We start from the raw sequence: 13,318 nt of genomic DNA, 5'->3' as shown, positions 1-13,318 counted from the left end.
GAATATCAGATGGAGTGCACCTGCCAGTGCTTGCCTTCGATTAATTCCGTCAGCTCCGACGGATCCTTTACGCCGAACTCGAACCATTGGACAAGCTCGCGCGCTTTCGCTTGGCTCGCTTCGCCATCGAAATCACACTGATGTCTCGTGCACCACTGTCTCAATATCCCGGAGAGAACGTTGATGTCCGTCCCATCGAGCGGTGACTTAGGCCAATGCGTCGTACTCATCACTTTCCCCAGCAGTGCGTCTCCGATGAACGGACCATAAACGCAGCAACTCGACAAGTTAGACCTTGGTCCGTGGTAGGATCGCGTCTATCGCTCAGAGCACGCAACAAACGAGTTGAACTTGATGACATTCCCGGTGAAGTCCGTTCAAAGCTTTCCCGTTCAGCTGACGACGCTCGCATTGTCCCTGGCCGCGTTTGCGAGCGAGGCTTGTTCAGCGGATCTGGAGCGCGGAGCGCGGATCTTTCGATCGTGTGCAGGCTGCCACACGATCGACAGCGATCGGAGCTCGTTCGGGCCTTCACTCAAAGGCGTGGCCGGCAGAACCGCCGGTGTGCTCAACGATTATGAGTATTCGACAGCCCTGAAGGCAGCCGGAGAACACGGGCTTGTCTGGACCGACGAAAACCTCGCCACGTTTTTATCCAAGCCCACCAAAATGGTGCCGGGCACGAAAATGCGTTTCGCGGGCCTATGGGGATTCGAGATCGATGACCTGATCGCCTTTCTGAAGGCGAATCCATGAATCCCAGCCCACTCCTGAACCGTGGCAAAATCGCCTCGATCCGCCGGCGTCGCCATGACGCTTAAGGGCGCGCAGGAACTTCGATAATCACTGAATCCTGACAATCATCGATGTCATCCCAGTAAGGCACGGGATTTGCGTCGCGAGCGCGAAATTGCGCCAGATCCTGGTGCCCTTTCGAGTTTCCCGGGCTTCCCCTATCCCAATTCGTGAAGCTCACCCTCTCTCCGTCCAGCCAATGCCATCCCTGATCAGGCTCGACCGATCCGGGCGTTTGAACAAATCCGATCATCGGTCCGCTGCTCTGCTTCGAGCCGTCACTGATATCTTGCACCATCCAGTGGCCAGGCTGCTTGAGAGAGAGGTCGAAAAGATACATGTTCTCGGCGGCAGAGTTGATGGTCACCACATGCCCACCAAGAGCTTCGGCCAACTCTTCGAGAACGTCCATCGTCAATCCGCCCCAGTAGCGGATGATGTAGTAGTCCGAATTCTCAAAATGCCCTGTTGTCACCAGATCGAACTTCGCGAGAATCTCGTTCTTTGAAAGACCTTTGAACTGTCCGCGCTCGTTGCCACGGGTCGCCCAATCAGGGGTTCGAATGTTCATGAACAGGTAAAGCGAGAGCATCACCGCAGCAAAGGCCAAGCCGATGATTGCCAATTGCGTCGAAGGGCGCTTCAGCATACGGACCAGGGATGCCTGGAGCCAACGACCGGCACCATTGCTGCCAGTTCCTATCGCATAAACCTTGATCGGTTTTTCGAGATTCTTGACGTATTGCTCGCCGAGTTTGGTCAGCGTCGTCGGCAGTTTGCGGTCAACCTGTTCGAAGACATTTTCCGAGACGCAAATGCCGCCGGGCGCCGCCACGGATTCCAATCTCGCGGCGATGTTCACGCCAGCACCAAGCACGTCTCCATTCGGCTGGATCGTGACGTCACCGATATTGATGCCAATTCGGTAACGCAGCCGCTCCTGCTCCTTGACGCCTGTGTTATAGGTCTTGTGTGCCTCCTGTATCTCGATGGCGGCTTCGACTGCTTCGACCGGACTCTCGAATACGGCGATGACGCTATCGCCAGCCGTATTGGCGATACGGCCATTGTGTTTGGCAATGATCGGGTCCATACGCTCGCGCAATTCGGCAAGATGCGCCAGCGTTGACGCCTCGTGCGCTTCCATATGCGTGCTGTATTGCGCGACATCGGCAGCCAATATTGTCGCAAGGGTGCGCTTCATGGCGTCACCTATCGTGCTCCGTCGACCGACTCCCTCGTCGATCCCCGACGTATGCCGCTGTACCAGGCGATCAGCGGAGCTTCGCCCTTCCCTGCCGCTTTCAGGCTTCGGTAAACACCGTACTTGAAATAAACCGGCGTATCGCGGTCAACGTTCGGCCCCTTCAGCGCTACCTTCTTGGCGCCGTTGACCCAGACATCGATAAAGCCCGCGGGCGTCCTCGACCAGTTCGCATTGACGGTGATACTCGTCCAGTGGCCCTTCATGGCATTTGCGGAGGTAAGCCCAATCTGCTTGAGAGGCGCCAGCGGATGCATCGGGCTCGCTTGCCTGACCGCCGGATTGGAAAGCTCGAAGATATACCGGCCGTTCTGAATCTCGAAGAGGACTGCTCCCTTACCTTGCCCGAACTGGTGGAATTGCCCGAGTTTCGTATTGACCGAGCCGCTCGCCGGCCAGTCGTTGGGAATGAAGACCGAGAAATGATACCAGTATTCGTGGTCTTGCCGGGACGCGGGCTTGTTTTCCCATTTTTCCACGCGTTCGCGGTCTGTCTGGCAATCGCCCATGGATGACGAGCAGTCGCCGGAGCGCAACTCGAAGCGCTCCGCTTTCGCGCCGTCGGGAGCGGCTGCTCGCTGATAGGAATAGGACTTGCTCGATTGCAGCGAGAAGCTGCCAAACCCATCGGCGGCTTCGGCCGCGTCAGGCGCGATCATCGCCGATAAGGTGAATGACGACGTGATCGCAGTCATCAGAAAGCCATGCAGAGAAATAAATCCGCGCATCGGTCCTCCTCGGGGCGGCGATGCTTGGCTTGTCCCCTTGGCTACTCGTGGCCGCCTCTTAACAGAGAAGGACACCACGTCCGCAGCCGACTTGCAACCGGCTGAAGGCTAAACACTTTGTGGGATGCTGGAGATGCCGAGGGTAGGGATGAGCCAATCGGGACCGGTCGATCGCCGCCGGCCGCCTCAACACAGATCTCCCGCGACTCTTTAGAAAAACTAAAACGGAAGTCAGCCCTGAGATATTGATGAAAAAAGTCGCGTGGCGTTACCTTGGGCAATCATCAAAGCTCGCGGGAGAATGGCATGGCGCGTACCGACAAGATGAAACTGGGCACCTTCGTCTATACGTTCGGCTTTCATCCAGCATCCTGGCTGCACCCGGCAAGCGACGTTCACGGAGCAAACGATTTCAGTCACCTGCTTGATGTCGCCAAACGGTCGGAAGCCGCGAAGCTCGATTTCATGTTCATGGCCGATTCTCCGGCCGCAGCTGTCGGCGACCCCGATGCTCTCTCCCGTATTCCGACGAAGATGAACCGCTTCGAACCCTTGTCGCTGCTGTCGGCCCTGTCGGTGACGACAGAGAAGCTTGGCCTCGTCGCCACCGTATCGACAAGCTATTACGAGCCTTACAATGTCGCGCGGCTGTTTGCTTCGATCGACCACCTGAGCCATGGCCGGGTCTGCTGGAATGTCGTCACCTCGGATCACGACGAGACGGGCTACAATTTCAATCGCGAGGGCCTGGACCCGCATGCGCTTCGCTACGAACGCGGCAACGAGTTCGTGGACGTGGTCTTCGGTCTCTGGGACAGCTTCGAGGATGGTGCCTTGCTGCTCGATCGCGAGAACGGCGTCTACTACGACAAGACCAAGCACCACACGCTCAATCACAAGGGCAAGCACTTCCAGGTGCGCGGACCGCTGAACATCGCGCGATCGCCGCAGGGTCGTCCGGTTATTGCGCAGGCCGGCGGCTCGGAACCCGGCATGGACATGGCGGCGCGCACGGCCGAGATCGTCTTCAGCCTCGCCTCGAACATCGATCGCAACCGCGCATTCTACGAAAACGTCAAGGGACGCATGCCGGCCTACGGCCGCAATCCCGACGACCTCAAGATCATGCCCGGTGTGGTGCTGAACGTCGGCGAAACCGAGGCTGAAGCCCAAGCCAAAGTCAACTACCTCATCGACAAGATGCACCCTGATGTCGGTCGTCTGATGCTCTCCGAGTTTCTCGAAGCGGACCTGAGCGGCGTCCCGCTGGATAAGCCGTTTCCGATGGATCGGTTGCCGAAGGAGCCCAAGGGATCTCGGGCGCTGTTTGAAGAGCTTACCGATTTCGTCAAGAGCGGACGAACGGTCGGTGAACTTGTCCGCCACTATGCCGAGAAGCACACCGGCAATGGCATCACCGGCACGCCGAAGCAGATCGCCGATTTCATGGAAGAATGGTTCGAGACCCGCGCGGCGGATGGCTTCATCCTGATGTTCCCGACCCTGCCGTCGAGCCTCGATGACTTCGTGACGCTCGTCCTGCCGGAGCTGCGCCGTCGCGGGCTCTTCCGGGAGGAATACGAGGGCAAGACGCTTCGCGAGAACCTTGGCCTTTCCATGCCGACCAATCGTTTCGCGAAGGCGCAAGCCGCAGGCTAACCAGGGAGAGAGCAGATGCTTAAGGTGGCAACCAGACCCGTCGTTGATCAATCTGCCTTCAAGCTGTCGATGCGCCATCTCGCCGGCGCCGTCAGCGTGATCACGGTTGGCGAATGCGAAGACCGGACGGGCTTTACCGCGACGTCGGTCTCTTCTCTATCCGCAGATCAGCCGTCGGTAATCGTCAGCCTCAATCGCGGATCCTCGTCCTGGCCCGTGGTTGAGCGGTACCGACGCTTCTGCGTGAACGTGCTCGCCGCCGACCAGCAGCATGTCGCGCAAGCCTTCGCGGGCTTCGATGGACGGCGTGGGATCGAGCGCTATCGGGATGCACAGTGGTACAGTCTTTCGACTGGCACCTCGGCGCTGAAAGATGCGCTGACCGTTCTCGACTGCGAACTTGAAACGGTGCTCAACCACCATTCGCACGCCATCCTCATCGGTCGCGTCTGCGCGATCGAAACCCGTGAGGATGTCGAGCCGCTGCTTTACTGGCGTGGCGGCTACCGGCGATTGTCGGGCGAGGCCGCCATTCGCTCCTGATAGACGCCGGCGGATCAGGCTCCGGCAGCGTTACGCCGATCCCCGACCTGTTTGGCGATAACACAGAGAAGTTCGAACATGACAGTGGCGCCGGCAAGCGCCGTCATGCCCGCGAGGTCGAATGGCGGCGAGACCTCCACGACATCGGCCCCACGATATCAACCCCGGCAAGCAAGCGGATCATCTGCTGCGCCTCGCGGGTCGTGAAACCGCCCGCCTCCGGCGTTCCCGTTCCCGGCGCCATCGATGGATCAATGCTGTCGATATCGAAGGTCACGTAGGTCGGCAGTCCAGCGGCGATCTCGCGAGCTTCGCGCATGACGTCCTCCGCACCGCGGCTGACGAACTCTTCCATGTAAATGATCCGGATGCCCTGCTCTTTCGCCCAGTCATGCTCGCCGGGATCGTAGATCGACCCGCGGATTCCGATCTGGACGATCCGTTTCGCATCCAGCAGCCCCTCCTCGATCGCCCGCCGGAACGGCGTTCCGTGCGTGTAAGGGTTGTCGCCAAAATAGCGATCATTGGTATCGGAGTGCGCATCGAAATGAATCAATCCGACTGGACGGTTTTTTGCTACAGCACGCAAAACCGGAAGCGTCGTCAAATGGTCGCCGCCCACCGACAAGGGAATGGCGCCGGCCGCGACAATCTCGTTCATGCCGCTCTCGATGCGCTTGAGACCGTCGATGAGATCGATGGGATTGACGGAGAGATCGCCGACGTCGGCGACGTTCGCGATGCTGAACGGCTCGGTTCCCGAGACATGATGGACGCGCCGCATCAGGCTCGACTGATTGCGAACCTCTCGCGGCCCGTGGCGCGCGCCCGCCCGATTGGTTGTTCCGCCGTCCCAGGGAATGCCGACAAGCGCGATATCGAGCCCGGCCGCGGTCTCTACCGCCGGCAGCCGCATGAAGGTCGAATGGCCGGCGAAGCGCGGAACTTCCGCCGCATCAACCGGTTGATGGAAAGTTCCACTCATCGTTTTTTCCTGTGATTGCGAGACTTGCCGCGCAATGTGCGATGCGGGCGCTGCGTGCGCAAGCCCTTGTTTTCACATTGCGATCAGGCGGCGTCGAGACGATGAAGCGTCTTCACTTCAAGGAAATCCTCAAGGCCGAACATACCGCCTTCTCGTCCGTTGCCCGACTGCTTGTAGCCGCCGAAAGGGCTCCCGTAGCGATGCGGCGCACCGTTGATGTGAACCATCCCGGCCCGCAGCCGTGTCGCCACCCGCTCGGCGCGAACAGGGTCGCCGGTCTGGACGTAGGCTGCCAATCCGTAGCTGGTGTCGTTGGCGATCGCGATCGCTTCTTCCTCGGTGTCAAAAGGCATGATTGCCAATACGGGTCCGAACACCTCCTCCCGGGCGATGCGCATCTCGTTGTTGACGTCGGCAAAGATGGTCGGCTTGACGAAGTAACCAGTCTCGAAACCTTCCGGCTTCCCGGCTCCGCCAACGATGACGCGCGCACCTTCGGCGATCCCCGCATCGATCAATGCCTGCACGCGACCGAACTGAATGTCGCTGACCAGCGGGCCGATATGCCCGCCTTCTTCCGTTGGGTTACCGACGCTGGCGCCGCGACCGACGCGCTCGGCGATCTCCACAGCCTTGTCGTAAACGGACCTCTGCACCAGGAGGCGGGTCGGCGCATCACAGGACTGGCCTGAATTGTTGAAGCATTCGAAAACGCTGCCTGTGATCCGGTCTTCAAGATCTGCATCCTCGAAGACGAGGTTCGGAGACTTCCCGCCGAGTTCGAGCGTGACCCGCTTGACCGTGTCCGCAGCATCCTTGCTGACGGCAACGCCGGCGCGGGTCGATCCGGTGAACGACATCATGTCAACGTCCCTGTGCCGAGACAGCGCCGCTCCAACATTGATGCCGTCACCATTGACGAGGTTGAAGGCGCCGGCGGGAAAGCCCGCTTCATGCACCATTTCCGCATAAAGCATGGCGTTGAGCGGCGTGAACTCCGAGGGCTTCAGCACGCAGGTCGAGCCCGTCGCCAAGGCCGGAACGACTTTCAGCGCGATCTGGTTGATCGGCCAGTTCCAAGGGGTAATCAGTCCGCAAACGCCGATCGGTTCGCGCAGCAGAACGTCGCCATTCGGCAGCTCATCCCGCATCTTCAGTTTCTTAAGGGCATCGATGAACCCCTGCAGGTGACCGACACCGACATCCGCCTGCTGTTCGCGGCTCATCGTTATCGGGGCGCCGAGCTCAAGGGTGATTGTCTGCGCCATTTCTTCGTAACGGCGCTTGTAGATCTCAAGCAGCTTTTCGAGCAGCGCCAGACGTTCCTCGACAGTTGTCCGGCTGTAGCTCACAAAGGCCTTCTTTGCAGCCGCGACGGCACGATCGATGTCAGCAGGTGTTCCCATCGAGATGATGGCAACCGGCTTTTCGGTTGCGGGGTTGATGACCTCGAGGTCAACAGCTGCCAGTGGCGTTACCCATTCGCCGTTGATGTAGAATTTGCGCTTGTCGAGCATTTCGTCACTCCCGTCAGATTTTCTTCTGTTTTTCATTCAGCCAGCCCGTGACCAGCTCGCGATATCGTTCGCCGCTGAAACTTGGAAAGTGCCCGCCATGCACGACGCGGGCCGGAATGGCCAAAAGCCGTTCCATCGAGGCGAGGTAATCGGCGGCGTTGGAATGGTAGGTATCCTCGATCAGCGGGCCGTCATAAAGAATGTCGCCGGAAATCAGGGTCTGAGTCTCAGCTTCCCAAAGGGCGATGCCTCCCGGCGAATGGCCGGGCGTGTGGATGACCTCGAAGGTCCGGTCGCCGAGATCGATAACGTCGCCATCCTCGAGGAGGCGTGTCGCCGGCGCTTTCTTCACGGCGTAGCATTTCGAGCAATATGGCTCGGGCGGCAGCGCATCGAAGATATCGTCGGTCACGTACGGATCCGCGAGCGTATTTGCCCGCGTCGGGTTGGCCAACAGATCGGCCTCTGCTGAATGAACCGCGCGGCATTCGAATTCATGATGGCAGCCAATATGGTCGAAATGAGTGTGGCTCGCGACGGCGATCAGATCACGCTCGGTGACGAGCGGCACCCATTCGCGCAGCGATACGACCCCCATGCCACTATCAACCAGCATGTCGCGGTCGCGCCCGCGCACATGCCAGACGTTGCACCGGTAAAACTCCTGAATGAAAGGCTCGGATATGAGGGTGATGTCATCCCCCAGCCGCTTCACCTGGTACCACCTGTCCGGCGCAATACGTTCCATCATCTCAGCCTATGCCTGTTTCGAGGGCAAGGCTACGATATCGCCGACGTTGACGGCAAGCGCGACCGCTTGCCCTTCCGCTACCGCCGCTGATTGCGGCATATGCGCGACGATGCTCATGTCGGGCGCCGCCATGGGCGCAAGGTGGCAGCGGTAATGCGTGCCGAAGAACGCGCTGCCGGATATTGTGGCCTGCCCCATGACCGTGACCGGCGCATCTCCCTCGCCGGCCCCGCGAAAATGTTCCGGCCTGATGCAGAGTGTCGTCGCGTCGCCGGCCGATGGCACCCCCGCCGTAAAGCAGGTGCCTGGCAGGGCGACATTGCCCAGCCGGGTCTCCACAACCGCCCGGCCGCTAGCGGCTTCCATCACCTTGCCTGGAATGAAGTTCACTTCGCCCATGAAGCCGGCCGAGAAGAGCGACCGGGGACGCATGTAGATTTCTGAAGGCGGCCCGAAATCCTCGATCTTTCCCTGGTTCATGACCACGATCCGATCGGCAATCGCCATCGCCTCTTCCTGGTCATGTGTGACGTGAACGAAGGTCGTGCCGACACGCTTCTGGATCGCCTTCAACTCGTCCTGCATCTGCCGGCGAAGCTTGAGGTCAAGCGCGCCAAGCGGCTCATCGAGCAACAAAACGTCGGGATCGACAGCCAGAGCCCGCGCGAGCGCCACGCGCTGTCGCTGCCCCCCTGAAAGCTCGTGGGGCTTTTTGTCGGCGGAGGTCTTGAGGCCGACAAGATCGAGAAAGCTCTTCGCCCGTTCCTCACGCTCCGTCTTGCCGACACCGCGCATTCGCAGGCCGAAACCGACATTGTCCTTCAGCTTCATGTGTGGGAAGAGCGCGTAGTCCTGAAACATCGTGGTCGTCGGGCGCTTTGCCGGCGGCACGTTGGTCATCTCCTTGCCACCGATCGCAATCCGTCCCTTGGTCGGCGACAGGAAGCCTCCTAGGATGGAGAGAAGCGTGGTCTTGCCGCAGCCGGAAGGCCCGAGCAGAACGATGAATTCGCCAGCGTTGATATCGAGCGAAACGTTGTCGAGCGCGGTGAAACTGCCGAAGGTTTTCGTGGCGTTCTCGATTGAAACCGGTGCGGTCATGATTTCTTTGTCCTTCCGAACAGGAACAGTTCCAGCACGACCAGCAGGATGACCGAAACGAGGAACACCAGTGAGCCGATGGCATTGGTCTTGGGGTTGAGACCGGACCGAAGCAGGCTCCAGATCTCGACCGGGAGGGTCACATCGAAGCGCGACAGCAGGAAGGCGATGATGAATTCATCCCAACTGAACGTCATCGACAGGAAAAAGGAGGCAAGCAACGACGGCAACAGCATCGGTGCCGTCACAAGCGCCATGACCTTCAAGTCGCTGGCCCCGAGATCGCGCGCCGCGCGCTCGATATTGATGTGGTGGTCACCCATGGACGAATAGATGATCGCGAAGCAGAGCGGCAGATTGATCACCACGTGACCGATACCGACAGTCCAGAGCGAAAGGGCGATGCCCAGCACATTGAGGACGGTGAGCAGCCCTAGCGCGATGATCAGGTAGCTGACCGTCATCGGCGCGATCAGCAAACCTCGTTGCCAGGCGGAGCCCGGCAGCTTGAAGCGGGCGAGCGCATAGGCGGCGAGGAACCCGAGAAGGCAGGCGACAAGGGACGACAGCGTTGCGACGAAGAAGGAATGCAGCAGCGCCGACATCAGCTTGCGATCGGCAAAGACGGCCTCGTACCATTGAAGAGAGAAACCGTTGAAAGGCGGCACCGGCAGGCGCCCGTCCTGAAACGAGAAGAGCACAAGCACGATCACCGGCAGGAAAATGAAGCCGAAAATCAGGGCGGCATAGACGCTGGAAACGATATTGGTGGCTCTATCGCGCGTCATCACGTCCTCTCAATCTTCAGCCAGCGGGCGCAGGCAACGTATGCGGCGGTAACGGCCAGCATCAGGATGATGGAAAGCGCAGCAGCCATCGGGAAGTCCGCACGGCGGCCAAGCTGCAACATGATGATCTGCGGCAGGACAAGCTCATTGTTGCCGCCGAGAATTTGCGGCGTGACATAATCGCCGATGCAGAGAACGAAAGTCAGGAACGCACCGGTCATGATGCCAGGCATGGTGAGTGGCAGGATGACATGCCAGAACGTCTGGAATGCATTCGCCCCGAGGTCCGCTGCCGCACGCCGATAATTCGGCGAAAGCTGCACGAGATTGGCATAGATCGTCAGCGTGAGAAGCATGACAAAGAAGTGGACGAAGCCGATAACCGTTGCCGTACGATTGCTGGCAAGCTCCAGCGGCTCGGTAATGACGCCGATGTTGATCAGTGTCTGATTGATCACGCCGTTGCGCGCCAGCACCAGCAGCCAGGAATAGGATCTGACGACGTAGGACGTCCAGAATGGCAAGATCGCCAGGATTAACGCCGTTCGCTGATATTTCTTCGGCACCCGCTCAGCAATGATCCAGGCAAGCGGATAAGCCAGCAGGATCGAAAGAACAGTGACGATGGCAGTAATCTCCAGCGAGTTCGTCAGCCCGCGGAAGAGCGCGTCCTTTTCGAAGAAGGCGATATAGTTTCCAAAATTCCAGACGCGGACAATAGAACCGCCCTGCTGCGCCCAGAGGCTCATGGCGACCATGAAGAGAAATGGGGCGACAAAGAAGACGAGCGTCCAGACAAGCGCCGGGGCGACAAAGCCCCAGGCCTTCCGGCGTTCGGTATCTTCAAGGGAAACAGCAGCCACGGACAAGTCTCCGACTGCCCTCTCCCGACGAGGGAGAGGGGTGATGGATGGCACTAAGAAGGAAACGACGCTGTCAGTGCTGCAGCATTTCGGTCCAGGCGTCCTGCATCTTGGCGTCCAGTTCCGCGCTTGGGATTGGATAAAGCTGGGTGCGCTTCAGATAATCGGCCTGTTCATCCCAGCGCAAAGCGGTCTTCTGTTCGGCAGTCAAATGCTCGCCTGCCTTCGCATTCGCCGGCATTGCCCAGTAGCAGGACGACGTCGCGAGCCGCGCCTGCCCTTCCGGGCTGACGATATACTGCACGAACTTCAGGGCGAGGTCCTTTTTCGTCGAGTCCTTCATCACACCGATCGATTGCGCCCAGCGCACCGCGCCCTGTTCAGGAATGGTCCAGTCCAGATTGGGCTTATCCTTGACCAGCCCAGCCGTCAGCCATTCGCCGCCGCCGAACACGATGTCGACCTCGCCGGTGGCAAGCGCCGTCTGCGACGAGACCACATCGCTGACCTGCTTTGCATTGGCCTTCAGCGCGAACAGCTTGTCCTTGATCGCCGGCATGTCGGCATCCGACAGGCTTGCCGTTGCCTTGCCGAGGTCGATACCGGTCAGACCGATCATCGGCAGGTAGTAGTCGTAAACGGCAATGCGTCCCTTGTACTTGTCGGACCAGAGCTTCGACATGTCCTTCATGTCTGCCGGATCAACCTTGGTCTTGTCGTAGGAGACGGTATTGTAGCCAAACTTCTCGGTGACGGCGTAGATCTTGCCGTCCCTGCTGTTGTTCGCTTCCATGCGCACTTCCGGGAAGATATCCGCATTCGGCAGCGCATCGGCAGGCATCTCGGCAAGGATGTCCTTGTCGACAGCACGCTGTACGTCGACACCGTCGATAACCAGGACGTCCCAGTCTCCAGGACGCGACTGATCGATGATCGAAAGCCCGGCGCCGGTGCCCTCGTATTCCTTCAGGTTGACCTTGACGTTGTTCGCCTTCTCGAACGGCTCGATCAATGCCGGGTCGGTGTGATCGCACCAGACAAGTGCATTCAACTCGTCCTGCGCCAGAACCGGCGCGGAAGTCAGCGCCACAGATGCCGCGGCAAGAGCCAATGTCGCAGCCGAAGTCAGAAATCTGCGCGCAGATATGCCTGCAATAAGATCAGTCATGATGTTGCCCTCTGGTCGGTAGCGCTCGTTTCGGCGCCTTCATGAAAAAGATTGAATGAGTTCATTTTTTAAGTCAATATGAATTTTGAGGGCATTCATTATTTGAAAGATGAGACATGACGGGACTGCGCGCCAAGCAGAAAGCCGATCGCAATCGCCGCATATTGGAAGCCGCAGCGAGCCTTTTTCGCGAGGTTGGCTACGACAGTGCGCGGATCGAGGATATTGCCGAGCGCGCAGAAGTCTCCGTCGGCACTTTCTACAATTACTACGAGAACAAGGGAGATATCCTCGTCGCCACCGTCTCGATGGAAGTCGAGGAAGTGCTGGAATCAGGCAAAGCCATCGTCGAGAATCCTCCGGCCACGACGCTCGATGCATTGCAGGCTCTGATCGACCAGTATTTCGATCACTCTCTCGTCTATCTCAGCAAGGAAATGTGGCGCATTGCGATGGCGACGTCCATTCAACAGCCGGGAAGCCCGTTCAGCAGGCGTTACACGGAACTGGACGGGCGCCTCTGCGATCAGGTTTCGATGCTGGTGCAAAAGCTCCAGCTGCGCGGTGCCGTGATGCCGGGAATTGATGCGGTCGCCGTCGGGCAGATGGTTTTCAACAATCTCAACATGATGTTCATCGAGTTCGTCAGAGAGGAAGCGATGACGCTTGAGGCGCTCAAGGAGCACGTGGCGAGACAGAACAGGCCGCTGGCACTCCTGATCAGCAGCCCAAGAATTCAATAACAGGGAACCAAAGGGATGGAACACCAGCAGGATGCCGTGCTTGCGGCTGCGGATAGCCTCGTCGACGCGTTCGGCAGGCACGATCGCGACAGATATTTCGCGGCTTTCGCGCCCGAAGCCACCTTCATATTTCATAATCTCGACCGACGGCTCGGCACACGCGCCGAATATGAAGCGGAATGGGTACTCTGGGAGAGCCGTGACGGCTTTCGTGTGCGCGCTTGCCGCTCGAGCGATCGAGACGTCCGCATCGCCGGCCCTATTGCCATTTTCACCCACTCCGTCGAGACAGACCTCACCTTTAACGGGGAGCCGGTCACCAGTGCAGAGCGGGAAACAATCGTTTTCGAGAAGCAGGTGACCGGTGAGTGGCTGGCAATCCATGAGCATCTCTCGCCACGGCCCTGAGGCCT

14 protein-coding genes and 1 pseudogene are annotated in these 13,318 nt (G+C 59.2%); 5 read left to right on the top strand and 10 right to left on the bottom strand.

The features are described 5' to 3' along the window. Positions 1-5 precede the first annotated feature (5 nt). The gene (locus FZ934_RS21130) at positions 6-230 is read right to left on the bottom strand and encodes a hypothetical protein (RefSeq protein WP_153272868.1); all 225 of its coding nucleotides are present in this window, start codon (positions 228-230) and stop codon (positions 6-8) included. A 181-nt stretch (positions 231-411) separates the two neighbouring features. On the opposite strand from FZ934_RS21130, the gene FZ934_RS21125 reads away from it, so the two are divergent. After that, positions 412-756: a c-type cytochrome gene (locus FZ934_RS21125; protein WP_246738001.1), complete on the top strand. Its 345-nt coding sequence runs from the start codon at positions 412-414 to the stop codon at positions 754-756. Positions 757-817: 61 nt separating this feature from the next. Here FZ934_RS21125 and FZ934_RS21120 read toward each other — a convergent pair whose 3' ends face one another. After that, complete coding sequence (locus FZ934_RS21120) at positions 818-1,999, bottom strand: adenylate/guanylate cyclase domain-containing protein (protein ID WP_153272866.1); 1,182 nt, start codon at positions 1,997-1,999, stop codon at positions 818-820. 8 nt (positions 2,000-2,007) lie between these two features. Next, on the bottom strand, positions 2,008-2,787 hold the full coding sequence (locus FZ934_RS21115) for a polysaccharide lyase (RefSeq protein WP_153272865.1): 780 nt from the start codon (positions 2,785-2,787) through the stop codon (positions 2,008-2,010). Positions 2,788-3,093: 306 nt separating this feature from the next. Here FZ934_RS21115 and FZ934_RS21110 point away from each other — a divergent pair, with 306 nt between their 5' ends. Next, the gene (locus FZ934_RS21110; protein ID WP_153272864.1) at positions 3,094-4,446 is read left to right on the top strand and encodes an LLM class flavin-dependent oxidoreductase; all 1,353 of its coding nucleotides are present in this window, start codon (positions 3,094-3,096) and stop codon (positions 4,444-4,446) included. 15 nt (positions 4,447-4,461) lie between these two features. Beyond that, positions 4,462-4,989 (top strand): flavin reductase family protein, encoded by a 528-nt coding sequence (locus FZ934_RS21105; RefSeq protein ID WP_153272863.1) that lies wholly within the window; start codon positions 4,462-4,464, stop codon positions 4,987-4,989. Between the two features lie 14 nt (positions 4,990-5,003). On the opposite strand, the pseudogene speB reads toward FZ934_RS21105, so the two are convergent. The 7 genes and pseudogenes from speB to FZ934_RS21070 all read right to left on the bottom strand — a co-directional run bounded on the left by speB (position 5,004) and on the right by FZ934_RS21070 (position 12,162). Further along, a pseudogene (gene speB / locus FZ934_RS21100) lies at positions 5,004-5,974 on the bottom strand (agmatinase). An 83-nt stretch (positions 5,975-6,057) separates the two neighbouring features. Next, positions 6,058-7,491: an aldehyde dehydrogenase family protein gene (locus tag FZ934_RS21095; protein WP_153272862.1), complete on the bottom strand. Its 1,434-nt coding sequence runs from the start codon at positions 7,489-7,491 to the stop codon at positions 6,058-6,060. 13 nt (positions 7,492-7,504) lie between these two features. Then, positions 7,505-8,239 carry an MBL fold metallo-hydrolase gene (locus FZ934_RS21090; protein ID WP_153273972.1) on the bottom strand — a complete coding sequence of 245 codons (735 nt, stop codon included), beginning with the start codon at positions 8,237-8,239 and terminating at the stop codon, positions 7,505-7,507. A gap of 9 nt (positions 8,240-8,248) precedes the next feature. Next, entirely contained in the window at positions 8,249-9,343 is a 1,095-nt protein-coding gene (locus tag FZ934_RS28575) for an ABC transporter ATP-binding protein (RefSeq protein ID WP_153272861.1), read from the bottom strand. Further along, on the bottom strand, positions 9,340-10,131 hold the full coding sequence (locus tag FZ934_RS21080; protein ID WP_153272860.1) for an ABC transporter permease: 792 nt from the start codon (positions 10,129-10,131) through the stop codon (positions 9,340-9,342). Before FZ934_RS21080 ends, FZ934_RS28575 begins: the two co-directional genes overlap by 4 nt. Then, a complete protein-coding gene (locus FZ934_RS21075; RefSeq protein ID WP_153272859.1) occupies positions 10,131-10,994 on the bottom strand; it encodes an ABC transporter permease in 864 nt (287 codons plus the stop codon). The genes FZ934_RS21080 and FZ934_RS21075 overlap by 1 nt, the downstream gene beginning before the upstream one ends. Before the next feature lie 73 nt (positions 10,995-11,067). Then, positions 11,068-12,162, bottom strand: coding sequence for a polyamine ABC transporter substrate-binding protein (locus FZ934_RS21070; protein WP_153272858.1), 1,095 nt, complete (start codon positions 12,160-12,162; stop codon positions 11,068-11,070). A 116-nt stretch (positions 12,163-12,278) separates the two neighbouring features. Between FZ934_RS21070 and FZ934_RS21065 the strand changes: the two genes are divergently transcribed. Then, on the top strand, positions 12,279-12,905 hold the full coding sequence (locus tag FZ934_RS21065; protein ID WP_153272857.1) for a TetR/AcrR family transcriptional regulator: 627 nt from the start codon (positions 12,279-12,281) through the stop codon (positions 12,903-12,905). Between the two features lie 15 nt (positions 12,906-12,920). Beyond that, the gene (locus FZ934_RS21060; protein WP_153272856.1) at positions 12,921-13,313 is read left to right on the top strand and encodes a YybH family protein; all 393 of its coding nucleotides are present in this window, start codon (positions 12,921-12,923) and stop codon (positions 13,311-13,313) included. Positions 13,314-13,318: the final 5 nt, after the last annotated feature.

The sequence above is a fragment of the Rhizobium grahamii genome, from assembly GCF_009498215.1.
Classification (GTDB): Bacteria; Pseudomonadota; Alphaproteobacteria; order Rhizobiales; family Rhizobiaceae; genus Rhizobium; species Rhizobium grahamii_A.
This window is presented reverse-complemented; position numbering and strand designations above follow the sequence as displayed.